Annotated in this window: 21 protein-coding genes; 11 read left to right on the top strand and 10 right to left on the bottom strand. The window is 59.7% G+C overall.

Translation table 11 applies throughout. The features are described from left to right. Positions 1 to 299 precede the first annotated feature (299 nt). The gene (gene algB, locus BJ917_RS30620; RefSeq protein ID WP_096514085.1) at positions 300 to 1,646 is read left to right on the top strand and encodes a sigma-54-dependent response regulator transcription factor AlgB; all 1,347 of its coding nucleotides are present in this window, start codon (positions 300 to 302) and stop codon (positions 1,644 to 1,646) included. A 10-nt stretch (positions 1,647 to 1,656) separates the two neighbouring features. Continuing rightward, positions 1,657 to 3,447 carry a KinB sensor domain-containing domain gene (locus tag BJ917_RS30615; protein WP_096514084.1) on the top strand — a complete coding sequence of 597 codons (1,791 nt, stop codon included), beginning with the start codon at positions 1,657 to 1,659 and terminating at the stop codon, positions 3,445 to 3,447. A 6-nt stretch (positions 3,448 to 3,453) separates the two neighbouring features. On the opposite strand, the gene BJ917_RS30610 is transcribed toward BJ917_RS30615, so the two are convergent. The 7 genes from BJ917_RS30610 to BJ917_RS30575 form a co-directional block, all read right to left on the bottom strand. Beyond that, positions 3,454 to 5,067, bottom strand: a complete 1,614-nt coding sequence (locus tag BJ917_RS30610; RefSeq protein WP_096514083.1) for an EAL domain-containing protein — start codon at positions 5,065 to 5,067, stop codon at positions 3,454 to 3,456. 77 nt (positions 5,068 to 5,144) lie between these two features. Further along, positions 5,145 to 5,924 (bottom strand): N-acetylmuramoyl-L-alanine amidase, encoded by a 780-nt coding sequence (locus tag BJ917_RS30605; protein ID WP_096514082.1) that lies wholly within the window; start codon positions 5,922 to 5,924, stop codon positions 5,145 to 5,147. Between the two features lie 101 nt (positions 5,925 to 6,025). Next, the gene (locus BJ917_RS30600) at positions 6,026 to 8,050 is read right to left on the bottom strand and encodes a GGDEF domain-containing protein (protein WP_121106002.1); all 2,025 of its coding nucleotides are present in this window, start codon (positions 8,048 to 8,050) and stop codon (positions 6,026 to 6,028) included. Then, positions 8,047 to 8,925 (bottom strand): endonuclease/exonuclease/phosphatase family protein, encoded by an 879-nt coding sequence (locus BJ917_RS30595; RefSeq protein WP_096514080.1) that lies wholly within the window; start codon positions 8,923 to 8,925, stop codon positions 8,047 to 8,049. The genes BJ917_RS30600 and BJ917_RS30595 overlap by 4 nt, the downstream gene beginning before the upstream one ends. Positions 8,926 to 8,939: 14 nt before the next feature. Further along, positions 8,940 to 9,581: a thiol:disulfide interchange protein DsbA gene (gene dsbA / locus BJ917_RS30590; protein ID WP_096514079.1), complete on the bottom strand. Its 642-nt coding sequence runs from the start codon at positions 9,579 to 9,581 to the stop codon at positions 8,940 to 8,942. Positions 9,582 to 9,781: 200 nt separating this feature from the next. Then, entirely contained in the window at positions 9,782 to 10,411 is a 630-nt protein-coding gene (locus tag BJ917_RS30580; RefSeq protein WP_096514077.1) for a cytochrome c, read from the bottom strand. A gap of 45 nt (positions 10,412 to 10,456) precedes the next feature. Continuing rightward, complete coding sequence (locus BJ917_RS30575) at positions 10,457 to 10,747, bottom strand: cytochrome c5 family protein (protein WP_096514076.1); 291 nt, start codon at positions 10,745 to 10,747, stop codon at positions 10,457 to 10,459. 191 nt (positions 10,748 to 10,938) lie between these two features. On the opposite strand from BJ917_RS30575, the gene yihA reads away from it, so the two are divergent. Then, positions 10,939 to 11,580 carry a ribosome biogenesis GTP-binding protein YihA/YsxC gene (yihA, locus tag BJ917_RS30570; protein WP_096514075.1) on the top strand — a complete coding sequence of 214 codons (642 nt, stop codon included), beginning with the start codon at positions 10,939 to 10,941 and terminating at the stop codon, positions 11,578 to 11,580. A 397-nt stretch (positions 11,581 to 11,977) separates the two neighbouring features. Here yihA and polA read toward each other — a convergent pair whose 3' ends face one another. Beyond that, complete coding sequence (polA, locus tag BJ917_RS30565) at positions 11,978 to 14,794, bottom strand: DNA polymerase I (RefSeq protein ID WP_096514074.1); 2,817 nt, start codon at positions 14,792 to 14,794, stop codon at positions 11,978 to 11,980. A 74-nt stretch (positions 14,795 to 14,868) separates the two neighbouring features. On the opposite strand from polA, the gene BJ917_RS30560 reads away from it, so the two are divergent. Both BJ917_RS30560 and BJ917_RS30555 read left to right on the top strand, forming a co-directional pair. Next, positions 14,869 to 15,159 (top strand): DUF2782 domain-containing protein, encoded by a 291-nt coding sequence (locus BJ917_RS30560; RefSeq protein ID WP_096514073.1) that lies wholly within the window; start codon positions 14,869 to 14,871, stop codon positions 15,157 to 15,159. A 57-nt stretch (positions 15,160 to 15,216) separates the two neighbouring features. Continuing rightward, entirely contained in the window at positions 15,217 to 16,167 is a 951-nt protein-coding gene (locus BJ917_RS30555; protein ID WP_096514072.1) for a homoserine kinase, read from the top strand. A gap of 117 nt (positions 16,168 to 16,284) precedes the next feature. Here BJ917_RS30555 and znuA read toward each other — a convergent pair whose 3' ends face one another. After that, positions 16,285 to 17,205, bottom strand: a complete 921-nt coding sequence (gene znuA / locus BJ917_RS30550; protein ID WP_172901639.1) for a zinc ABC transporter substrate-binding protein ZnuA — start codon at positions 17,203 to 17,205, stop codon at positions 16,285 to 16,287. Positions 17,206 to 17,271: 66 nt separating this feature from the next. On the opposite strand from znuA, the gene zur reads away from it, so the two are divergent. The 4 genes from zur to BJ917_RS30530 are packed head-to-tail and all read left to right on the top strand — an operon-like array spanning position 17,272 to position 20,077. Then, positions 17,272 to 17,754, top strand: a complete 483-nt coding sequence (zur, locus tag BJ917_RS30545) for a zinc uptake transcriptional repressor Zur (protein WP_096514070.1) — start codon at positions 17,272 to 17,274, stop codon at positions 17,752 to 17,754. Continuing rightward, a complete protein-coding gene (gene znuC / locus BJ917_RS30540; protein WP_096514069.1) occupies positions 17,754 to 18,539 on the top strand; it encodes a zinc ABC transporter ATP-binding protein ZnuC in 786 nt (261 codons plus the stop codon). The genes zur and znuC overlap by 1 nt, the downstream gene beginning before the upstream one ends. Next, positions 18,532 to 19,320, top strand: a complete 789-nt coding sequence (gene znuB, locus BJ917_RS30535) for a zinc ABC transporter permease subunit ZnuB (protein WP_096514068.1) — start codon at positions 18,532 to 18,534, stop codon at positions 19,318 to 19,320. The genes znuC and znuB overlap by 8 nt, the downstream gene beginning before the upstream one ends. A 37-nt stretch (positions 19,321 to 19,357) precedes the next feature. After that, positions 19,358 to 20,077 carry a PA5502 family lipoprotein gene (locus tag BJ917_RS30530; protein ID WP_096514067.1) on the top strand — a complete coding sequence of 240 codons (720 nt, stop codon included), beginning with the start codon at positions 19,358 to 19,360 and terminating at the stop codon, positions 20,075 to 20,077. Positions 20,078 to 20,198: 121 nt separating this feature from the next. Here BJ917_RS30530 and katE read toward each other — a convergent pair whose 3' ends face one another. Continuing rightward, a complete protein-coding gene (katE, locus tag BJ917_RS30525) occupies positions 20,199 to 22,340 on the bottom strand; it encodes a catalase HPII (protein ID WP_256658587.1) in 2,142 nt (713 codons plus the stop codon). A gap of 206 nt (positions 22,341 to 22,546) precedes the next feature. Here katE and BJ917_RS30520 point away from each other — a divergent pair, with 206 nt between their 5' ends. After that, the gene (locus BJ917_RS30520) at positions 22,547 to 23,554 is read left to right on the top strand and encodes a methionine ABC transporter ATP-binding protein (protein WP_121105995.1); all 1,008 of its coding nucleotides are present in this window, start codon (positions 22,547 to 22,549) and stop codon (positions 23,552 to 23,554) included. Beyond that, positions 23,554 to 24,228, top strand: coding sequence for a methionine ABC transporter permease (locus BJ917_RS30515; RefSeq protein ID WP_095194468.1), 675 nt, complete (start codon positions 23,554 to 23,556; stop codon positions 24,226 to 24,228). The genes BJ917_RS30520 and BJ917_RS30515 overlap by 1 nt, the downstream gene beginning before the upstream one ends. Positions 24,229 to 24,270 lie beyond the last annotated feature (42 nt).

Here is a 24,270-nt window from a genome sequence, read left to right as displayed (position 1 = left end):
TGTGCACCCAGGGGGCTCGGACGCATCCTGCACGATGGGCCATGACGCGGTCGTGCGTAATGCACGATCCGCGAGGCATGCCGTGCAATATTTTTGAATTGAGAGGAGGGCGTAGCTGTCAGAAAGGGACGTGCTCGTCATGTGAAAAGCAGCTATCTATAAAAGGCATCAAAAATCAGGGGAAAACCGGCGTCAGGGAGATCACTACCTGCCATGACGGGAATGGATCAGAATGAACCATGCAACTTGCCCGATTTTTCCGAGACTAACCAAGATCATTCATTAGGGAGCGTAGGAAAATGGAATCCGCCACTGAGCATCAAGGCCGCATTCTTCTGGTGGATGATGAGTCCGCCATCCTGCGTACCTTCCGTTATTGCCTCGAGGATGAAGGCTACAGCGTGGCAACCGCCAACAGCGCTGCCCAAGCCGATGCGTTGCTGCAACGTCAGGTGTTCGACCTGTGCTTCCTCGATTTACGCCTGGGTGAGGACAACGGCCTCGATGTGTTGGCTCAGATGCGCATTCAAGCGCCCTGGATGCGCGTGGTGATCGTCACCGCGCACTCGGCGGTGGACACTGCCGTCGATGCCATACAGGCCGGTGCTGCCGATTACCTGGTCAAGCCGTGCAGCCCCGATCAATTGCGTCTGGCCACTGCCAAGCAGCTGGAAGTGCGGCAATTGTCGGCGCGCCTGGAAGCCCTTGAAGGCGAAGTGCGCAAACCCCAGGATGGCCTGGACTCCCATAGTCCGGCCATGAAGGTGGTGCTCGAGACGGCCCGCCAGGTCGCCAGCACCGATGCCAATATCTTGATACTCGGCGAGTCCGGCACCGGTAAAGGCGAGCTGTCACAGGCGATTCACGGCTGGAGCAAGCGGGCGAAGAAGTCCTGCATTACCATCAACTGTCCATCGCTGACCGCCGAGCTCATGGAAAGTGAACTGTTCGGCCACAGTCGCGGAGCGTTCACCGGAGCCAGTGAAAGCACCTTGGGTCGTGTCAATCAGGCTGATGGCGGTACGCTGTTTCTCGATGAAATCGGCGATTTTCCCTTGGTTTTGCAACCCAAGTTGCTGCGTTTCATTCAGGATAAAGAATACGAACGTGTGGGTGACCCGGTCACCCGTCGCGCCGATGTGCGCATCCTCGCGGCCACCAACCAGAACCTCGAAGACATGGTCCGCGATGGCCGTTTTCGTGAAGACCTGCTCTATCGCCTGAACGTCATCACCTTGCACCTGCCGCCGTTACGCGAGCGCAGGGAAGACATTCTCACCCTTGCCGACCGCTTTCTGGCGCGCTTTGTCAAAGAGTACGCACGCCCGGCCCGGGGGTTCAGCGACGAGGCCCGCGAAGCACTGTTGAGTTATCGCTGGCCGGGGAACATTCGCGAACTGCGCAACGTGGTGGAGCGGGCGAGCATTATTTGCCCGCAGGAGCGGGTCGAGATCAGTCACTTGGGCATGGCCGAGACGCCGGTCAACAATGCGCCGCGCATTGGCGCGGCCTTGAGCCTGGATGAACTGGAGAAAGCCCATATCGGCGCCGTCCTCGCCACCGCAGGCACTCTGGATCAAGCCGCCAAGACCCTGGGTATCGACGCTTCGACTCTGTACCGCAAACGTAAACAGTACAACTTGTGAGCCGCCACCGATGAAACTGGCGATGAAGTTGCGGTCCCGGTTGTTCCTGAGCATTTCCGCGCTGATCACCGTTGCGCTGCTTGGGCTGATGCTCGGGCTGGTCAGCGTGATGCAAATGGCCGGGAGCCAGGAAGCGCTGGTGCGCAACAACTTCGTCACCCTGGATATAGGGCTCAAGCTGCGTCAAACGCTGGGTGATCAGTTGATCATCATGCTCAGCGAGCAGCATGATGCTTCCGCCTTCGAAGCCTCCAAGCAGCATTACTTCCAATTACTGGAGGAAGGCATTGCCCAGGAGCCGGTGGGCGAGGGCAGCGAATACGGTTTCAAAAAAGCCAAGGCCGACTATCTGAGCTTTATCAAGGCGTATGAAGTTTCGCCTGATACGACGCATGTGCTGAGCGGCAACGATGAACTCACCGAAAAATTCAACGCGCTGCGCAATGGATTGATCACCGAACACAAGCGCGCGCTGGATAACATCAACGATACCGAGCGCCAGGCCCGCGAACACGCATTGCTGATTGCCGGGCTGTTGGGTCTGGTTGGGCTGGCCGTGCTGATCATCGGCTTCGTGACTGCCCATGCCATCGCCCGGCGTATCGGCGAGCCCATCGAGGCTCTGGTACAGGCGGCAGACAACATCGGCCAAGGCAATTTCGACGTCACCCTGCCGGTTTCCTCGGCGGTTGAACTGAGCCAGTTGACCAAGCGCTTCGGGATCATGGCCGAAGCGCTGCGTGAGCATCAAGCCACCAATGTCGATGAACTGCTTGCCGGTCAGCAGCGTTTGCAGGCGGTACTCGACAGTATCGACGACGGTTTGCTGATGATCGATCGCCAGGGGCATCTGGAACACCTCAACCCGGTGGCGCAGCGCCAGTTGGGCTGGGATGACGACCGGGTCGGCCTGGGGCTGGGCGCGGCGCTGCAACGTCCCGAGCTCGATGAACAGCTGCAATTGGTACTGCGTGGCGGCACGCTGGAGCGAGTCCCGGAGGACTTGAGTGTCGAGGTCGATGGCGAGACGCGGTTACTCACCTTTAGCCTGACGCCGGTCATCCATACCCAGGGGCATATTCTCGGCGCGGTGATGGTGTTGCATGACGTTACCGAACAGCGGGCGTTCGAACGGGTGCGCAGCGAGTTCGTATTGCGCGCCTCTCACGAGCTACGCACGCCGGTCACCGGCATGCACATGGCGTTCGGCCTGTTCCGCGAGCGCGCGCACTTTGCCCCGGATACCCGCGAAGCCGATCTGCTGGATACGGTGAACGAAGAAATGCAGCGACTGATGCAGTTGATCAACGACCTGCTGAACTTCTCGCGTTATCAGAACGGGTTGCAGAAACTCACACTGGCGCCGTGTTCCATCGAGGACTTGCTGGAGCAGGCGCAGATTCGTTTCACCAGCGGCGCCGAGGAGAAGGGCATCGAGCTGTTGGTGGAAGTGCAGGGGCCATTGCCGCGGCTGCAGGCCGATCAGCCGCAATTGGACCGGGTGCTCGACAATCTGCTCGACAATGCGCTGCGTCACACCGCCTCGGGTGGCCTCATACGTTTGCAGGCCCGGCGTCATGGCGAGCGGGTGATCATCAGTGTTGAAGATAATGGGGAAGGCATTGCCTATGGGCAACAGGGAAGGATCTTCGAGCCCTTTGTACAGGTCGGTCGCAAAAAGGGCGGGGCCGGGCTTGGCCTGGCACTGTGCAAGGAAATCGTGCAACTGCACGGCGGGCGGATGGGGGTTTATTCGCGGCCGGGGCAGGGCACGCAGTTCTACATGGCGTTGACGGTGTAACGCGCTTTACGCTTCGTCATCCAGTCGTCGACTGGTCCGCCGGCGACCACGGGTAATCAGCTCGATCAACTGCACAGCACTCAACGCATGGGCGAACAACCAGCCCTGACCGAACTTCACACCTTCACTGCTGAGGAGCGCCGCCTGGGCTTCATGTTCGATGCCTTCGGCAATGACGGTCAGGTGCAGTGATTGCGCCATGTGGATGATGTGCGGGGCCACTCCGCTACTGGCCGCGTCATGGCCCAGTGCATCAATGAAGGCCTTGTCGATCTTCAGGCAATCTATCGGCAGGGTTTGCAGATAGGCGAGGCTGCAATAGCCGGTGCCAAAGTCATCGATCAGCACCTGATGCCCGACATCGCGCAAGGCCTGCAGGTTTTCCCGGGCGACCACCACATCGATCAGTCCCCGTTCGGTGACCTCAAAAGCAATCTGTTTGGCGGCGACCCGGTGCAGGGTCAGCAGGCGCGCCATTACCTGGCCAATTCGCGGCACCATCACATCACAGGCCGCCAGGTTGACCGAGATGTACAGCTGCGGATTGGCCCGCAGCAATTGCCCCAATTGCTCCAGCAAACGTTGCAGGACGAAGTCGGTCATCTGGCGGATCTGCCCGGTGTTTTCCGCCATCGGAATGAACAGGTCAGGGCTGGTCAGGGTTCCGTCCGGCCGACGCCAGCGCAGCAAGGCCTCGGCTCCGACGCAATTGCGGCTGTCGAGGTCGAAAATGGGTTGATACAGCACCTGCAATTCGCCCCGGCGTATGGCGCCCGTCAATTCGGCATCCAGAGACTGGCGCTGGCGCACCAAAAGAAACACCAGGAAACCCACGCATATGGCCAACCCCAGGCAGACCGGCAATAACCACCACCAGACTGGCGGTATGTGGGCACCGCCACGCGGGCTGATCAACACCAGTTGGTATTCCGGGTTGTCGGTAGGCATGCGGTAAATCAGACGCGAATGCGTGACTTGCAGCGCATCACGGCTTTTCGGCGGCCAATGCTCAATCGGTGGCCAGGCCTGGGATACACCCAGCACCGGAATCGCCCGAGTGCCATGGTCAAGTACCACCAGCAGGCTGCTGCCCGGAGACAGGTCGACCATATCGGTCAAATGCCCACGCGATGTCGCGACCCGGAAATTGCCGCGCCCGAGCATCAGCGCAGCCCGGTTTTCATCGGGTTCGGTGGTGGTGTTCAGCCAGTAGCTGTAGGTGGGGCCTTTGATGTCCGGTGGTTGTGTCAGCGACAAACCTTCCTGGCGCGGGCGATTGGTGCATACCCGCGAGCCGTCCATGTAGGCGGCTTCGTACACGAAGCGGTAATTGAAACTGACCTGCTGCAGCGTCGCGACCATTTCGTCATTGCAGCTGCGTAGCGGCTGGGCTTCGAGGTCGTCTAGGCTTTCGCGCAATTGCCCGAACAATTGCTCCAGGCGGGCGAGGAAGCGTTCACCCTGGGCGTTCATTTCCTGGCTTTCGTTCTGCTCGACCTGATGCAGGGCGATGAACAGGCTGCCGGTCATCAGTAGTGTTGCGCTCAGGACAGCCGCCAGCATCGCCAAAAACCATGGGCGATAGAACCAACTACGGAGCGTCTCTCGAGCAGCAGCCATTATGAAAATATCCGACGAATTACCAATGAGTTATAGCTGCTGATTGGGAAAACGCGCTGACCGTCGGGCGGGCGTCATTATTTTGTCTGATTCAACACCTGTAGCAGCGCCGCCGTTTGCGCATCCGGCGTACCGTCGAAACGGGCCGGACGGAAATGCATCTGGAAGGCGGCGATCACATGGCGCGTGGCGACATCCAGTTCGCCGGTCTGGGGTGTTTCATAGCCGACGCGGGCCAGTTGTGCCTGGTACCAACTGATGCTTGGCAGCTGTGTTTCGAACCCTGCCTGCTGTCGCGCCACGGCCTGTTCGTTCGGCCAGATACCGATACCTTCCGCAGCCAGGCGCTTCCAGGGAAACAGCGGCCCCGGATCGAGCTTGCGCAGCGGTGCAATGTCGCTGTGACCGACGAAGCTGCGAGGACTGATGGCGTAGCGTTTGCTGATGTCCTTGAGCAGGACAATCAGCGACTGGACCTGCGCTTCGCTGTAGGGATACCAGAGGCGCCCGGTCGGTGTGTCCTTGAAGCCCGGGTTGACGATTTCGATGCCTATGGAACTGGAGTTCAGCCAGGTCCGACCTTGCCATTGGCTTTCCCCGGCGTGCCAGGCCCGCAGGTTCTCATCCATCAATTTGTAGATGGTTGCCTTCTTGTCGTCGCCGATCAGGTAATGACTGCTGACTTCTCCACGGGTCAGCAGTTGCAGCGAGCGCTCCATTGAGGCGTTGGTGTAGTGCATCACCACGAACTGGATACGGCTGTCGTGATTGGCTGAAGGATGACTGGTGTCGTAGCGGGGGCCGCTGGCACAACCGGCCAGGAGCAGAAGCGACACAATGAGAGAGAGAAATTTCATGGTGGGAGGCGATACACGCAAGACAGTAATGCAACAGTGTAACGTACTGTCCTGCGTACAGAGGGCAATCCGGCAGTTTTAAACAAAATGGAACAATTGCCTCAGCCCAGCTCCACCCGGTTACGACCGGCATTCTTTGCACGATAGAGCGCCTGATCGGCTCTTTTGAGTACCAGGTCGCTATGCTCGCCAGGTTTGAACGCTGTCAGGCCCATGGAAATAGTGATCGTTACCCGCTCACCCTTGAAGTGGAACGGGCAGGCTTCGATCGACGCGCGCAGGTGTTCCAGCAATTTCATACCCGCTGCCGGCACTGTCGAAGGCAGCAACAGGACAAACTCTTCACCGCCAAACCGGGCAATGAAATCCGTCCCGCGCAGACGTTTGCTCAGCACCGTGGCAATGATTTTCAGCACTTTGTCACCCGCCAGGTGACCGTAGTTGTCGTTGATACGCTTGAAGTGATCGAGGTCGAGCATGGCCAGCATCAATGTGTTGCCGTGTTGTTGCCATTGGCTGATTTCATGGTCGAGCCGCTCGCTCCAGGCTGCGCGGTTGGGCAGGCCGGTCAATGGGTCGATCAAGGCTTTCTGGCGCTGCTCCTCGAGGTGTTCTCGAAAGCCAAGGGCTTCCTGCTCCATGTGCGCCACCCGTTCGGCCAGGCTGTGCAGGCGTGCCGCAACCTCCTGCTCACGCTCGTCGCGCTGCTTGCGATGCTGGTCCATGGTACCGAGCAGGCCTTCGAGGTGGTTTTCCAGTACGTGCTTGAGATCCTCCAGGTCGGCCGCTTCGTGCATGCTGGTCTGCAAGCCGTCGACCTGCTCGCGGATCTGCGTGTCCATGGCTTCTGCGGCGGAACGGCTGTCGGCATGCCCGGCGCTGGCGGCTTGCAGATTGCTCTGGAACGACTCGAGACGCTCATTGAGGCGCAGCAGGTAGGCTTCGAATTCATGTTGGCCACTGTCTGAAATCGCCAGCATCAAGGTAGCCAGATCGTCGAGAATCGGCAGTAATTCGTACCAGTTCAAACCGTTTTTCAGCCGATCGCGCATCGACTCGGCTTGCGGGCGGTGACGCTCGGGGAGCGTCAGGTCGTCGAGCAGGCCCAGCAATGTGTCTTCGATGTGCCTGGCCACCGAGCTGTAGGAGGGTTCGGGGGAGTCCGGCAGCGCGTAAAGCAGTTCGTGCCCTGTCAGGTCCTGCTCACCGGAAGCCAGGGCTGAAGGCTGTGGCAGGGGGGCGGGAAGCGCAGCGGGTGTCAGTTCGTCGGGATTGATTGTCGGCTCGAATTGGGGCGCTGGTGCCTCGGCAAGTACTGACGCCCCGTCAGGCTGATCAACATGAGCGGGTGCCGTGGGGAGTGGCGCAGACTCCTGCTGCGAATCGAGGGGTTCTGGCGAATCGGATGATGCCTGGATGACTTGTGGCTTGGCGGCCACGACGCTCGGATCTGAAGCTTCGACGTGCGGTTCATCGACAACCGGTGCGGGTTCGGCGGTTGCGGACGGTGTCGCTGCCATTGTCACGGGGATCGTTTCCGCAGACTTTTCGACAGGGTCATGCCCGGCGACAGGCGTGAGCGGTGTAGCGGCATCCTCGGCGTCCCGATGACCGAACAGCCGTTGCAACAAGCCAGGGCGACCGGATTCAGCAGGGCTCTCCACCTGACTCAAGGCTTTACCTTGCAAGCCGCTCAGTTCACTGAGCAGCAACGGAATCTCGCGAGCCTGGCTGACGCGGCTATCCAGCTGTTTGGCGAAACTCTTCAGCGGTCGGCTGACTTCCCGAGGCAGCGGCAATGTTTGCAGCTGAGTGACCAGTGCGGTCAGTGCCGCGCTGGTCTGGTTCACTCGGGTTTCCCGGCGTTGCTCGGAGTCGAGCACGGCTTTTTCCAGGCGCGGGATCAGGGCGGCCAGTCCGGCGTCCATGTCATCGGTACGCACGACTTCACGCATTTCCTTCATGCACTGGTCGACGGCGCGGTCGGTACCTTCTGCCGCCAGGGTGCTGCGTACCAGTCCGCGACGCAACAAGTCGAGGCGGGCATCCCAACGACGTTCGAGTTTTTCCTGTTGTTCGATGCTTTTGAGGTACTTCTCTTTCCAGCGCTGTGCTTCGTCGCTCATTCAGGGGTTCCGCGAAGGGCAGGACTCAGCGCGGGCAATGCATCGGCCGTGAGCGAACCCGGCAGACGAATCTCTACCGCGACCGGCAGGTGATCGGAAATGGGTTGAGCCAATACCTCGACCTTTTCAAGGGTCAGGGTCGGGCTTAGCAGAATATGGTCCAGGCAGCGTTGCGGGCGCCAACTGGGGAATGTCGCTTCCAGTTGCGGCGCGAGCAGGCCGAGGTCGCGCAATGGCGAGTGCTGCAGCAGGTCACTGGCATGGGTATTCATGTCACCCATCAGGACCTGATGTTTATAACCGCCAATGACTTCGCGGATATAGGCCAATTGCATGCTGCGGGCTCGCGCACCCAGTGCCAGGTGCATCATGACCACTACCAGTGCTTCCGGACCTTCGCCGAAGCGCACCAGAATCGCCCCGCGACCCTTGGGCCCCGGCAGCGGATGGTCTTCGATCGCCCACGGGCGCAGGCGACTGAGCACACCATTGCTGTGCTGGCCGAGGCGTCCGAGATTGCGATTGAGTTGTTGATACCAGTAGGGGAAGGCGCCGAGCTGGGCCAGGTGCTCGACTTGATTGACGTAGCCTGAGCGCAGGCTGCCGCCATCAGCTTCCTGCAAGGCGACCAGATCGAAGTCACCCAGCAGGTTGCCGATTTTCTGCAGATTGTCGGCGCGCCCTGTGTGCGGCAACAGGTGCTGCCAGCCCCGGGTCAGGTAATGCCGATAGCGCTCGGTACTGATGCCGACCTGGATATTGAAACTGAGCAGGCGCAAACGGCTGTCTGCGGGCAAGCCCGTCGATTCCAGGTGATGCTCGTTGACCCGCGGATCATGCAGGCCAACGACGCGTTCGGTTCCCCAGCGGCGCATGGCGGGTACTGCCCTTAGTTGGCGGCAGCCTTGTTAGCCGCTCGCTCTTTGTCGATCAGTTTGTCGGCCAGTTGCAGGGCTTGTTCTGCACCGCCGGCGGAGCCTACGTCAAAGCGGTATTTGCCGTTGACGATCATGGTTGGAACGCCAGAGATTTCATACTTTTTGGCCAGTTCACGGGCCTTGACGATCTGGCCCTTGATAGCGAAAGAGTCGAAAGTCGCGAGGAACTTGTCCTTGTCCACGCCTTGGGTGGCGAGGAAGTCGGCCATGTCATTCTTGTCGGTCAGTTTTTTGTGCTCTTTCTGAATCGCGTTGAACACCGCTGCGTGAACATTGTGCTCCACGCCCATGGCTTCAAGGGTCAGGAACATTTGCCCGTGGGCATCCCATGGGCCGCCAAACATGGCAGGAATACGCACGAAATTCACATCGGAAGGCAGCTTCTCGACCCAAGGATTGATCACCGGCTCGAACGCGTAGCAGTGCGGGCAGCCGTACCAGAACAGCTCCACCACTTCGATCTTGCCCGGAACGGCGACCGGAACCGGGTTGCTCAGTTCGACGTAAGGGGCGGCGGGGGCTTCGGCGGCCTGGGCAGTCATGCCGAACAGGCTGGCAGCGACGAGTGCGGCGCTGATGATCAGATTACGCATGCTTTACTCCTGGACAAATTTTTTCGCCTCGCGTGACCTGTATTCAGACAGGTCATGGCGGGCCAGAGTTCTGTAGTGTAACGGCAGCGGCCACAAAAAAGGGCGGCCAAAGCCACCCTTTTTATACTTGCTGCGACGGATTAATCGAGCGTTAACGTTGCAGGCGTTGGATGCCTCGCGCATCGCCCGGTTCGTCAGACTTAGTGCAGGCCTTGAATGTAGCTGGACACGGCGGCGATGTCTTCGTCGCTCAGTTTCTTGGCAATGGTCTGCATCGGTTTGGTATCGCCGTCGTTCGCCCGGCCACCTTCTTCTTTGCGGAAGTCAGTCAGTTGCTTGGCGATGTATTGAGCGTGTTGGCCACCCAGGTGCGGGAAGCCGGCGGCCGCGTTGCCGGCGCCGTTTGGCGAGTGGCAACCGGTGCAGGATGGCAGGCCCTTGTTCAGATCGCCGCCACGGAACAGGGCTTCACCACGAGCCACGACTTTCGGGTCGGCGGCGCCGACGCTGCCTTTCTGGCTGGCGAAGTAGGCGGCGATGTCCGCCAGGTCCTGATCGCTCAGGTTGGTCAGCAGGCCGGTCATTTCCAGAACGGTGCGCTTGCCCGACTTGATGTCGTGCAGCTGCTTGGTCAGGTAGCGTTCACCTTGCCCCGCCAGTTTTGGAAAGTTTGGCGCCATGCTGTTGCCATCCGGGCCATGACAGGCGCCACATACGGCGGCTTTTGCCTGGCCTGCGGCGGCGTCACCAGGTTTCACTGGCTCACCTGCAGCATGGGCAATGCCGGAGATTCCCACGGTCAACAGCAGACTCACGATCAATTTGTTCATCAGCTAATCCAACTACGGCTAAGGGTTAAGAGTTATGGACCGGGTTTACTCGCTCATCCACTGGATGATGGCGCGGTAATCCTCGGCACTGCAGTCCATGCACAAACCACGCGGCGGCATCGCCTTGAAACCCTGGGTCACGTGTTGCACCAGCGTCTCCATACCTTTCGCCAACCTCGGCGTCCAAGCTTCCTGATCGCCTTTTTTGGGCGCCATGGGTAGTTGGCCGGAATGACAGGCACCACAAACACGGTTGTACACAGCTTCCGGATCCTGTGTAGCCTGAGCGCTGTAAAGCGGCATCAAGACACCGGCAACTAGCAGCCACTTCGTCATAAAACGACCTTTTCAGGGTTGAGAGCGTGTTGCGTTCTAGTGCGCAATCAAGGTCTGTCGCTCTCGTGAACTTCATCCTACGCTGGGACAAAGCGCACACAAAATCTGCGGCATTATATACTGGCGTCACTGAAACGGAAGCGACACTGCTTGCCGCGCCCATTCCCGGCGCCACCCACATCGGAAATCCCATGCAACTCAAGAATCCCATCCTCGGTCTGTGCCAACAGTCCACCTTCATGCTCAGCGCCGCCAAAGTCGACCAATGTCCGGACGACGAAGGTTTTGAAGTCGCCTTCGCCGGGCGTTCCAACGCCGGCAAGTCCAGTGCGCTCAACACCCTGACCCATGCCAGCCTGGCGCGTACCTCGAAAACACCGGGACGCACACAGCTGTTGAACTTCTTCAAGCTAGACGATGAACGCCGTCTGGTCGACCTGCCGGGTTACGGTTACGCGAAAGTACCTATCCCGCTCAAGCAACACTGGCAGCGTCACCTTGAGGCTTATTTGGGTGGCCGCGAGAGTTTGAAGGGGCTGATTCTGATGATGGACATCCGTCATCCAATGACTGACTTCGACTTGTTGATGCTTGATTGGGCCGTCGCTGCCGGCATGCCGATGCACATTCTGCTGACCAAAGCGGACAAATTGACCTACGGCGCAGCCAAGAACACGCTGCTCAAGGTGCAGTCGGAAATTCGCAAGGGTTGGGGTGACAGCGTGTCGATTCAGCTGTTTTCGGCGCCGAAACGCATGGGTCTGGAAGATGCCTATACTGTACTGGCTGGCTGGATGGAGCTGGCGGACAAGGGCGCCGAGGTTGCCGGATAAAAAACTGGCTGTGATGCGTTCAGGTAAGGCAAAAGCTTTGCCTGAGCGCGCCACAGCCAGTTTTCAGGCAAAAAAAACCCCGGACTTCTATGGGGAGGGGGAAGTTCCGGGGTTCAAGTTCTAGACCGCTAGGGCGGGGTCCAGATATCTGCCAACACTTAACACAACATAGGAGCATCGAAGGGCTTCACCAGCCATTCAGTAACTCTGAGTAGCAAATCTTCGGATTAGTTCATAATTTTTTCAAATACGTTTGGAATAACCCTAAGCGCGTTCTGGACTAAGAGCTCTTCGCCCACTGCCGCGGCGCTATCTGTAGGAGCTTGCTCGCGATGATGTATCGGGCGTAGCGATCAGCCTGACACTCTTTCGCGAGCAAGCTCGCTCCTACAGGGAGTCAGTGAGCCTCATCCCAGTTATTGCCCACACCCACTTCGACCAGCAGCGGAACATCCAGCTTCGCCGCACCACTCATGTGGATTCGAATTTCATCTCGGACCTGCTCGACCAGGTCTTCGCGCACCTCAAGCACCAGTTCATCGTGCACTTGCAGGATGACTTTGGCGTCGAGGCCCGACTCTGCCAGCCAGTTGTCCACCGCCACCATGGCTTTCTTGATGATATCGGCCGCGGTGCCCTGCATCGGCGCGTTGATCGCCGTGCGTTCGGCAGCGGCACGCTCTTGCGGCTTGTTGGAATTGATCTCCGGCAGATACAACCGGCGCCCGAAGAACGTTTCCACGAAACCCTGATCCGCCGCTTGGGCGCGTGTGCGGTCCATGTACTCACGCACGCCCGGATAGCGGGCGAAGTACGTATCGATGTAAGCCTTGGCGGTCTTGGTATCGACACCAATGTCTTTGCCCAGTTTCTGGGCACCCATGCCGTAGATCAGGCCGAAGTTGATCGCCTTGGCACTGCGGCGCTGGTCGGAGGTCACGTCTGCCAACTCGACTTTGAAGACCTCGGCGGCGGTGGCGGTGTGCACGTCCAGATTGTGGCGGAAGGCGTTCATCAGGCCTTCGTCACGGGACAGGTGCGCCATGATCCTCAGTTCGATCTGCGAGTAGTCCGCCGCCAGCAATTTGTAACCGGTCGGCGCCACGAAGGCCTGGCGGATGCGACGCCCTTCAGCGGTGCGCACCGGGATGTTCTGCAGGTTCGGGTCACTGGAAGACAGGCGTCCGGTGGACGCTACTGCCTGGTGATACGAAGTGTGGATGCGCCCGGTGCGCGGGTTGATCTGCTCCGGCAGACGGTCGGTGTAGGTGCTTTTCAGCTTGCTCATGGAGCGGTATTCCATCAGCACCTTGGGCAGCCGGTAGTCGTCCTCGGCCAGCTTGGCCAACACCTCTTCGGCGGTGGACGGCTGGCCCTTGGCGGTTTTCTTCAGCACCGGCAGGCCGAGCTTCTCGTAGAGGATCACGCCAAGCTGCTTTGGCGACCCCAGATTGAACTCCTCGCCGGCAATCTCGAAGGCTTCACGCTCCAGCGCCACCATCTTGTCGCCCAGTTCGATGCTTTGCACGCCCAACAGCGCGGCATCGACGAAAGCTCCCTGGCGTTCGATACGCGCCAGCACGGGCACCAGCGGGATTTCGATGTCGGTCAATACACTGGCCAGGCTTGGGATGGCGGTGAGCTTCTCGAACAGCGCCTGGTGCAGACGCAAGGTAACGTCGGCATCTTCAGCGGCATAAGGGCCGGCCTGCTCCAGGGCGATTTGATCGAAGGTCAGCTGCTTAACGCCTTTGCCGGCGATGTCCTGGAAACTCACTGTGGTGTGATCCAGGTACTTCAGCGCCAGGCTGTCCATGTCGTGGCGGGTGGCTGTGGAGTTGAGCACGTAGGATTCGAGCATGGTATCGAACGCAATGCCGCGCACGGTGATGCCGTTGGCCTGATCGCCACCGATGGCGCAGTTGGCCAGGATGTTCATGTCGAACTTGGCGTGCTGGCCGACCTTGAGTTTGTTCGGGTCTTCCAGGATCGGCTTGAGCGCGCGCAGGACCGTGTCGCGATCCAGTTGCTCGGGCACGCCGATGTAGGAGTGGGTCAACGGGATGTAGGCGGCTTCGTTGGCCTGCACCGCAAACGACAGGCCCACCAGTTGCGCCTGTTGCGCGTCGATGCCGGTGGTTTCGGTGTCGAAGGCGAACAGCGGGGCGTTATTGAGTTTCTCCAGCCAGGCGTCGAACCGTGCCTGATCGAGGATGGTCTCGTAGCGGGTTTCAGACGTTGCCACCGGCGCTTCGGCCTCCGCGATGGCTTCGGCGGCGCTGAACAGGTCGACGACTGGCTCAGGTTCGGCGGCAGTGCTCAGTTCAATGCGCTTGGCGTCCCGTTGCAGATCGTTCAACCAGCTCTTGAATTCCAGCAGGTTGTAGAGCTCGGTGAGCTTGACCGGATCTTCCGGGCCCATTTGCAGGTCATCGAGGCCGACGTCCAGCGGCACATCCACTTTGATCGTCGCCAGTTGATAGGAGAGGAACGCCATCTCCTTGTGTTCTTCAAGCTTGGCCGGCAGCGTCTTTGCACCGCGGATCGGCAGGGTCGGGACAATATCAAGCTGCGCGTAGAGCTCGGTCAGGCCGCCATTCACGCCGACCAGCAGCCCGGAAGCGGTTTTCGGACCGATGCCCGGAACGCCTGGAATGTTGTCGGAAGAATCGCCCATGAGTGCCAGATAGTCGATGATCTGTTCCGGAGCGACGCCGAATTTCTCCTTCACGCCCTCCACGTCCATGCTGCTACCGGTCATGGTATTGACCAAGGTAATGTGGCCGTCGACCAGTTGCGCCATGTCCTTGTCGCCGGTGGAGATGACGACCGGACGATCGGCGGCGGCACTGCTGCGGGCCAGGGTGCCGATCACGTCATCGGCTTCGACACCTTCGACGCACAGCAGCGGGAAGCCCAGGGCGATCACGCTCTGATGCAGCGGCTCGATCTGCACGCGCATGTCATCGGGCATGCTCGGGCGGTTGGCCTTGTATTCGGCGTACATTTCATCGCGAAATGTCCCACCCTTGGCGTCGAACACCACGGCGAACGGGCTGTCCGGGTACTGCTTGCGCAGACTCTTGAGCATGTTCAACACGCCCTTGACCGCGCCGGTCGGCAGGCCTTTTGAGGTGGTCAGCGGTGGCAGCGCGTGAAAGGCGCGGTACAGGTAAGACGAACCGTCCACCAGGACGAGGGGGGCTTGGCTCATGAGCAGGATCAACCTTTTCGGCGGGTCCGGCGCTAGAATAGCGGGACCGTTGACGACAAAGGGACAAGGTTATCATGCGCACACTAAATCGCCTGTTGCTGGCTGGGTTGTTTGCAACCGCACCGTTGGCCGTGATGGCGGCGAACGATGCGCCATCGCCTGAACCGGATGTAACCATTCGCACGGAAGGCGATAACACCATCAAGGAATACCGCCAGAATGGCTTTCTGTACGCCATTCAAGTAACGCCGAAAGGCGGAAAGCCGTACTTTCTGGTGCGCGCCGATGGATCGGACGGTAACTTCATCCGCTCGGATCAGCCGGATATGCTGATTCCGTCGTGGAAGATTTTTGAGTGGAAATAGTTTCTTAATTTCAATCGGCGCTGGCTCAACAGCGGCGCCCGTACTGGCAGTTTAAACATGTCTGTGTTCACCCCCCTGGCTCGGCCCGAGCTGGAAACTTTTCTCGCCCCTTATGGCCTCGGCCGCCTGCTTGATTTCCAGGGGATTGCCGCCGGTAGCGAAAACACCAACTTCTTTATCAGCCTGGAGCAGGGCGAATTTGTCCTGACTCTGGTCGAGCGTGGCCCGGTCCAGGAGATGCCGTTCTTCATCGAATTGCTCGACGTGCTGCACGAAGCCGATCTGCCGGTGCCCTACGCCCTGCGCACCACTGATGGGATCGCGTTGCGTGAACTGGCGGGCAAACCTGCGTTGCTGCAACCGCGTCTGGCCGGCAAGCACATCAAGCAAGCCAATGCTCAGCATTGCGCGCAGGTGGGCGAGTTGCTTGCCCACCTGCATCTCGCGACCCAAGCCAACATGATCAAGCGCAAAACCGATCGTGGCCTGGACTGGATGCTGGAGGAGGGCACGCAGTTTCTGTCGCACCTCAATACCGAGCAGAAAGATCTGCTGGAACGGGCGCTGGATGAAATCACACTGCAGAAAGAGAAAATTCTGGCGCTGCCACGGGCCAACATCCACGCCGATCTGTTCCGCGATAACGCGATGTTTGAAGGCACGCACCTGACCGGTCTGATCGATTTCTACAACGCCTGCTCGGGGCCGATGCTCTATGACGTGGCGATTGCGCTGAATGACTGGTGTTCGGACGATGAAGGTCTGATCGACGGACCTCGGGCGCGGGCGTTGCTCGGCTCTTACGCAGCGCTGCGTCCATTCACGGCCGCCGAAGCCGAGCTGTGGCCGACCCTGTTGCGGGTGGCCTGTGTGCGCTTCTGGTTGTCGCGCTTGATCGCGGCGGAGTCATTCGCCGGGCAGGATGTGTTGATTCACGATCCGATGGAGTTTCAGCAGCGGTTGGCGCAGCGGCAGACGGTCAATACGCCGCTACCGTTCGCCCTCTAAAAGCTTCGCGAGCAGGCTCGCTCCCACAGTTGACCGATGTGAACACAGATTTTGTGTCCGCGAGGGATCCCTGTGGGAGCGAGCCTGCTCGCGAATGGGGCGACACAAGTTCCGGAGTTACAACGACTCCAGACACCCCGCCAAATCATTCCCCAACTTCTCCAGCACCTGCTCATACCCCTGAGCGGTTGCCGGCGTGTACCCACCCAGCGCATCCAGCTCCGCCAGTTTCACGGGCAGGCCGGCCACCAGGGTTTCCGCCAGGCGCGGGCGCAACGGGGGTTCGCTGAACACACAGGTCTTGCCGACTTCCTGCAACCGCGCACGCATCGCTGCGACATGCTGGGCGCCGGGTTGCACCTCGGCGGCGACGCTGAACACCCCCGCGTGCTTGAGACCGTAGGCGTCCTCGAAGTAGTCGAAGGCTTCGTGGAACACAAAGTAAGGTTTGCCTTCAACACCGGCCAGGCGCTTCTTCAGCCGCAGGTCGAGGGCATCGAGGCGTTCATCAAAGGCCTTGAGGTTGCTCTCATACCGCGCGGCATTGGCAGGATCGGCCGCGCTGAGGTCGGCGGCCATTTTCGTGGCGATGACGCGTGCGTTGATCGGCGACAGCCACAAATGCGCATCCAGGCTGCCCGGACGGTGATCGTGGTCGTGCTCGTCGGCTTCTTCGGCGTGGGAGTGACTGTCCTCGGCGAAACGGCGCAGTTTCATACCGGGCAAATCCTGCACGGCGACGCTAGGCAGCGTACGACCATTGAGCACCCGAGGCAGGAAACCTTCCATGTCCGGCCCGATCCAGTAAACCAGATCCACGGACTGCACCTTCCGTACGTCGGAAGGGCGCAAGGCATAGTTATGCGGCGACGCTCCGGGTGGCAACAAGACTTCCGGAATCGCTACGCCGTCCTGCACCGCCGCGGCGATCAGCTGCAGCGGCTTGATGCTGGTGAGGACCTTGACCTCGGCTTGCGCCTGACCGATCAGCAGAAAACTTGCGAAAAATGCGACAAAGATTGAAAAAAGTCGGGACACGATGACCACTCGAAGAGGCGAGAACGGGTAACATAATAACGTCTCTCACAATAATCGTCGCCGCTCATGCCTAAAACACCGATTGCCAGCCGTCCCCACGACCACTCTCATTGCGTGCACAGCGCATTGTCTGAGGCCGATGCCCTGTGCGCGCGTCAGGGTTTGCGCCTGACTGCATTGCGGCGGCGGGTGCTGGAACTGGTGTGGCAAAGCCACAAGCCGCTGGGTGCCTACGACATTCTCGCGGTGCTCAGCGAGCAGGATGGTCGCCGTGCGGCGCCGCCGACCGTGTATCGCGCGCTCGACTTCCTGCTGGAAAACGGCCTCGTACACCGCATCTCTTCGCTCAACGCCTTCATCGGCTGCAATCACCCGGAACACGCGCACCAGGGGCAGTTCCTGATCTGCCGCGACTGCCACGCTGCCATTGAGCTCGAGCAGAAATCCATCAGCGACGCGATCATTGCCAGTGCCCAGGATGTCGGGTTCGTCGTTGAAGGCCAGACCGTCGAAGTGATCGGTCTCTGCTCGGGTTGCCAGGAGGCTTGATGAGCAACGCGCTGATCCGCCTCGAGCAGGTTGCTGTCACGTTTGCCGGGCAAAGTGTGCTGGATAACATCGAGCTGAGCGTCGAGCCAGGTCAGATTGTCACCCTGATCGGCCCCAACGGCGCCGGCAAGACCACGTTGGTGCGCGCCGTGCTGGGGCTGTTGAAGCCCGACAGTGGCAGTGTCTGGCGCAAACCGAAATTGCGGGTCGGCTACATGCCGCAAAAACTGCATGTCGATCCGACCTTGCCGCTCTCGGTCCTGCGTTTCTTGCGACTTGTGCCTGGGGTGGATCGTGCGATGGCCTTGGCCGCGCTCAAGGAAGTCGGCGCCGAACAGGTGATCGACAGCCCCGTGCAAAGCGTCTCCGGCGGTGAAATGCAGCGCGTCCTGCTGGCCCGTGCGCTGTTGCGCGAACCGGAGTTGCTGGTGCTCGACGAGCCGGTGCAAGGTGTCGACGTGGCCGGCCAGGCCGAACTCTATAGCCTGATCACCCGCCTGCGCGACCGTCACGGCTGCGGTGTGCTGATGGTCTCCCACGATCTGCATCTGGTGATGAGCACCACCGATCAGGTGGTTTGCCTCAATCGTCACGTTTGCTGCTCCGGCCATCCCGAGCAGGTCAGCGGCGATCCGGCCTTCGTCGAGCTGTTCGGGAAAAACGCACAAAGCCTGGCGATTTATCACCACCACCACGACCATGCCCACGATTTGCACGGCTCGGTGGTCAAAGCGCCCGGATCGGGCCATACCCATGTTCACGGAGATAGCTGCAAGCATGGCTGATTTTCTGCTCTACGCCCTGCTTGCAGGTCTGGCCCTGGCAGTGGTCGCGGGTCCGTTGGGTTCTTTCGTGGTCTGGCGGCGCATGGCCTATTTTGGCGACACCCTGTCCCACGCGGCGTTGCTCGGGGTTGCGTTGGGCTTCCTGCTGGATGTCAGCCCCACCGTTGCGGTCACCGTAGGCTGTTTGCTGCTGGCGGTGATGCTGGTGACGTTGCAACAGCGTCAACCGCTGGCGTCCGACACGCTTTTGGGAATTCTCGCACCGAGCACCCTCTCTCTGGGCCTGGTCGTACTAAGCTTCATGCACGAAGTGCGGATCGACCTGATGGCCTATCTGTTCGGTGACCTGTTGGCGATCAGCCCTGTCGATCTGGCCTGGATTCTGGGTGGCAGTGCGGCAGTGCTGGTGTTGCTGGTGACGTTGTGGCGGCCACTGTTGGCAATCACCGTGCATGAGGAGTTGGCCAGGGTCGAAGGCTTGCCCGTGGCGGGGTTGCGCATGGCGTTGATGCTGCTGATCGCCGTGGTGATTGCCGTGGCGATGAAAATCGTCGGTGTATTGCTGATTACTTCGTTGCTGATCATTCCGGCGGCTGCGGCACAACGACACGCCCGCTCGCCGGAACAGATGGCACTGGGTGCGAGCCTTCTGGGCATACTCGCCGTATGCGGCGGGCTGGCTCTGTCCTGGTTCAAGGACACTCCGGCCGGCCCGTCGATTGTAGTGACAGCCGCCGCGCTGTTTCTGCTGAGTTTTGTTCTGCCCCGCCGAGGGGTGTAGACTTGCTCGTTTTTTGCGCATATAGAGAGTCGCAGGAATGAAGTCGTTCCCCTCCCGTTATCTGCTCCTTGTCGCATTTTCTGTGCTGCTGGGCGCTTGCCAAAGCACGCCACCGGCAGCCACCGAGGCCCCGGATGCACGGGCCACGGCTATCGCACAGCTTGAGCAAAGCCTGGCCAGCAGCGAACTGGCCACCGCCGAAGATCAACTGGCCGCTTTGCAGGCTCAATCGCCCAACGATCAATCCCTGGAGCAATACCAGCGGCAATTGGCCGAAGCCTATCTGATGCGCAGCCAGATCGTGCTGCAAAAAGGTGACGTCAACGCAGCTGCTACTGCCCTGGCTCGGGCCCGCGCGCTGATGCCCAAGGCTCCGGCGCTGACTGGCGGGGTCAACGGTGCCATCGCTCAAGCCCGTAAGGCTGAACTGGATAAGGCCGAAGCGGACCTCAAGTCTGCCGAAGCCAAGCGCAAAGCCAAGGTCATTGACCCGGAGGCTGAAAGCACCACGGTGAAGCTGAAAATCACCGATATGGGGAAAGTGCGTCGTCAATTGGATGCCATCGCCGCCGATGTGGTGAATTTTCAGTGCGACGTGAGCATCCAGGTGCCGCGTACCGATGATTATCCTTGGTTGGCGAACTTGCTGACCAAGCGGGTGAACAAGCTTGATCCACAGTTTGATCTGAAGCTGGACCGACAGATCAATCGCAGCGTTCCGGCACAGATGGTTTTGAGTCCGCGCAAACAGCCTTAACAGCATCGCGGGCAAGCCTTGCTCCCACAGGTTTTGAGTCGCCCACCTGATTGATGAACGACCCATACCCTGTGGGAGCAAGGCTTGCCCGCGACGGCGTCCTCTGAATCAACACAAAAACCTAAGCCGGAATGGCTTTGGCCTTCGGCTCCCTCTCCCAAACCCGATGCTGCCCGATCGCCGCAAAAAACGCCTTGAACAGCTTGGCGTCCGTTCCCACGATCAACCCCGCATCAACCTCCAGCTTCAACACATCCATCAACTGCTTCGCCTCGCCATGCAACGCAATCGCCTTCAAATGCTTGTAAGCCTCCAGCAAGTAGTGCAACGCCACGCCATCAGTGCTCAGCGCTTTGATCGAGGCCGCGCCACCGGGCACGAACACCGCATCGAACGCCACTGACGGCAAGCCTTCCATCGATGCGTCCACCGGCAACGATTTGCCTTCGGCGGTCTTCACCGGGGCCGAGCTCGGGCCGAGCAATTTGGCGTGCGCACCTTCAGCCTTCAGCGCTTTCTTGAGCACATCAATCGCTGCGCCATCTACCCCATTGGCCGCCAGAATCGCCACTTTACGGGTCTTGATATCGGCGGGCAGCAAGTTGACCTGGCTCAACGCCGGTGAATGCTCCAGGGACGTTTTGGGTACATCCACCGTCCCGGCTTTCGGCGCCGGCAGGCCCAGGTTCTGTGCGACCCGCCTGGCCAGTTCCAGATCAATGTTGGCCAGAATCTCATTCACCTGCCGTTCGCGGATGAATTCACGTTCCACCTTGCCCAGCTCAAAGCTGTACGCCGAAATGATGTGTTCCTGCTCGTGCTTGCTCATGCTGTGGAAAAACAGCCGCGCCTGGGAGAAGTGGTCGCTGAACGACTCGCTGCGCTGGCGGATTTTGTTGGCGTCGATGCGCTCCGGATAACTCTCGAAACCGCCATCCTGTGCAGACGGCGGGGTTTCCTTCGGCCAGCCGCCATCGATGGAGTTGGGCTCGTAGGCCGCGCGCCCCTTGTCGATGGTGGTGCGGTGCAGCGCGTCTCGCTGGCCATTGTTCAGGGGGGAAATCGTACGGTTGATGGGAATCTCGTGAAAGTTCGGCCCACCGAGTCGGCTGATCTGCGTATCGGTGTAGGAAAACAACCGGCCTTGCAGCAGCGGGTCGTTGGAGAAATCGATCCCCGGCACGATATGCCCCGGGCAGAACGCAACTTGCTCGGTTTCGGCAAAGAAGTTGTCCGGGTTGCGGTCGAGCACCATTTTGCCCAGCGGCGTAATTGGCACGATTTCTTCGGGGATGATCTTGGTCGGGTCGAGTATGTCGAAATCGAAGGCGTGTTCGTTTTCTTCCTCGATGACCTGAACACCCAATTCCCATTCCGGGTAGTCCCCCATCTCGATGGCTTCCCAGAGGTCGCGTCGGTGGTAGTCGGTGTCTTTTCCCGCGAGTTTTTGCGCTTCATCCCACACCAGCGAACAGGTGCCGGCAGTGGGTCGCCAGTGGAATTTGACGAAGCGCGATTTGCCTTCGGCATTGATCATGCGAAAGGTATGCACGCCGAAACCCTGCATGCTGCGCAGGCTTTTGGGGATCGCCCGGTCGGACATGGCCCAGATCACCATGTGCGCCGATTCTGGTTGTAGTGAAACAAAGTCCCAGAAAGTGTCATGGGCCGAGCCGCCGGTGGGTATTTCATTGTGGGGCTCGGGTTTGACCGCGTGTACGAAATCAGGAAACTTGATGGCGTCCTGAATGAAAAACACCGGCATGTTGTTGCCCACCAGGTCGTAGATGCCTTCGTCAGTGAAGAACTTCACGGCGAAACCTCTGACATCACGCACCGTATCGCCTGACCCGCGAGGGCCTTGCACCGTGGAAAAGCGCACGAACACGGGCGTCTTTTTGCCGGGATCCTGCAGGAAACCGGCCTTGGTCAAAACACTGTGATTCTCATAACTCTGGAAATAGCCATGGGCACCCGTCCCGCGGGCGTGGACGATGCGTTCGGGAATGCGCTCATGGTCAAAATGCGTGATCTTTTCACGCATGATGAAGTCTTCCAGCAGTGACGGCCCACGGGCGCCGGCTTTCAACGTGTTCTGATTGTCGGCCACCTTCACGCCTTGATTGGTGCGCAGCGCTTCACCTGTGGCATCGGAGCGGAATTTTTCCAGGCTATCGAGCTTGGCGTTGGTGTTGCTGCGGTCCAGGGTATCGGTCCCGGCCAGTGCGCTCTTGGTGACGGCAGGTTTCTTGGTGCTCATCAGGCATGACTCCTCGGCTGTTTTCGAGTTGCCTAAGTAGTGACTGATGACGTTTTTAGCCGTTCCTTTTATCTGACCTTTGATCGCGTTATTGCCAAATCGCTGGTTGAATACGAAATAAATGCTAAGAACCTCTATACGGACAGGCTAAAATGCGCGCCCCGGCTAACCGCTGATCCTTTTTCAACGCGCCCCACAAGGTTCGCTACGTGATCGAGTTTCAAAACGTCCATAAAACCTACCGCGTCGCCGGTAGGGATATCCCCGCCCTGCACCCGACCAATCTGACGATTGAGAACGGCCAGGTCTTTGGCCTGATCGGCCATTCCGGTGCGGGAAAAAGTACCCTGCTGCGTCTGATCAATCGCCTGGAAAATTCCAGTGGCGGCAAGATCATCGTCGATGGCGAGGAAGTCACAGCGCTCGACGCCAACGGGCTGCGCCGTTTCCGTCAGCAGGTAGGCATGATTTTCCAGCACTTCAACCTGCTGGCCTCTAAGACCGTGGCCGATAACGTCGCGCTGCCGCTGACGCTGGCCGGTGAATTGTCCCGCAGCGACATCGACCGGCGCGTCGCCGAGTTGCTCGCCCGAGTTGGTTTGTCCGATCACGCCAACAAGTACCCGGCGCAGTTGTCTGGTGGCCAGAAGCAGCGTGTCGGCATCGCCCGCGCCCTGGCAACCAAGCCGAAAATCCTGCTGTGCGACGAAGCCACCAGTGCACTGGACCCGCAGACCACGGCGTCGGTCCTGCAATTGCTGGCCGAGATCAATCGCGAGTTGAAGCTGACCATTGTGCTGATCACCCATGAAATGGACGTGATTCGCCGGGTCTGCGACCAGGTAGGGGTGATGGACGCAGGCGTGATCGTCGAGCAAGGTTCGGTGGCCGAGGTGTTCCTGCATCCAAAACACCCGACCACCAAGCGATTCGTACAGGAAGACGAGCACATCGACGAAAGTGAACAGCGCGACGACTTTGCGCATGTGCCGGGTCGCATCGTGCGTCTGACCTTCCAGGGCGAAGCGACCTACGCGCCATTGCTGGGCACCGTCGCCCGCGAAACCGGCGTGGACTACAGCATTCTCGCCGGTCGTATCGATCGCATCAAAGACATCCCTTACGGGCAACTGACCCTGGCCGTGACGGGCGGTGACATGGAGGCGGCTTTCGCCCGCTTCACCGCAGCGGACGTCCACATGGAGGTGCTGCGTTAATGGAAGCCCTGACAAGTTTCTTCGCCAATATCGACTGGTTTGAAATCTGGCTGGCCACCGGCGATACCCTGCTGATGCTCGGCGGTTCGCTGTTGTTCACCGTGTTGCTGGGCCTGCCGCTGGGCGTGTTGCTGTTCCTCTGCAGTCCGCGTCAATTGCTGGAAGCCAAAGGCGTCTACGCGATGTTGTCGTTGGTGGTGAATATCCTGCGTTCGCTGCCGTTCATCATTCTGCTGATCGTGATGATCCCGTTCACTGTGTTGATCACCGGCACCTCGCTGGGTGTCGCCGGTGCGATCCCGCCACTGGTGGTAGGCGCCACGCCGTTCTTTGCGCGACTGGTGGAAACCGCGTTGCGTGAAGTGGATCGCGGCATCATCGAAGCGACCCAGTCGATGGGCGCGACCACGCGGCAGATCATCACCAACGCTTTGTTGCCCGAAGCCCGTCCGGGCATCTTCGCGGCGATTACGGTGACAGCTATTACACTGGTTTCCTACACGGCAATGGCTGGTGTGGTGGGCGCCGGTGGTCTGGGTGACCTGGCGATCCGTTTCGGTTACCAGCGTTTCCAGACCGATGTGATGGTGGTCACGGTGGTATTGCTGCTGGTGCTGGTGCAGGTTCTGCAAACCGTCGGCGACAAATTGGTCGTCCACTTTTCCCGTAAGTAAGACATGAGCCGGCCATTCGCTGGCAGGCGCCCAACGGGCGCC

The organism is Pseudomonas sp. WPR_5_2 (genome assembly GCF_003634475.1).
GTDB lineage: Bacteria > Pseudomonadota > Gammaproteobacteria > Pseudomonadales > Pseudomonadaceae > Aquipseudomonas > Aquipseudomonas izuensis.
This window is presented reverse-complemented; position numbering and strand designations above follow the sequence as displayed.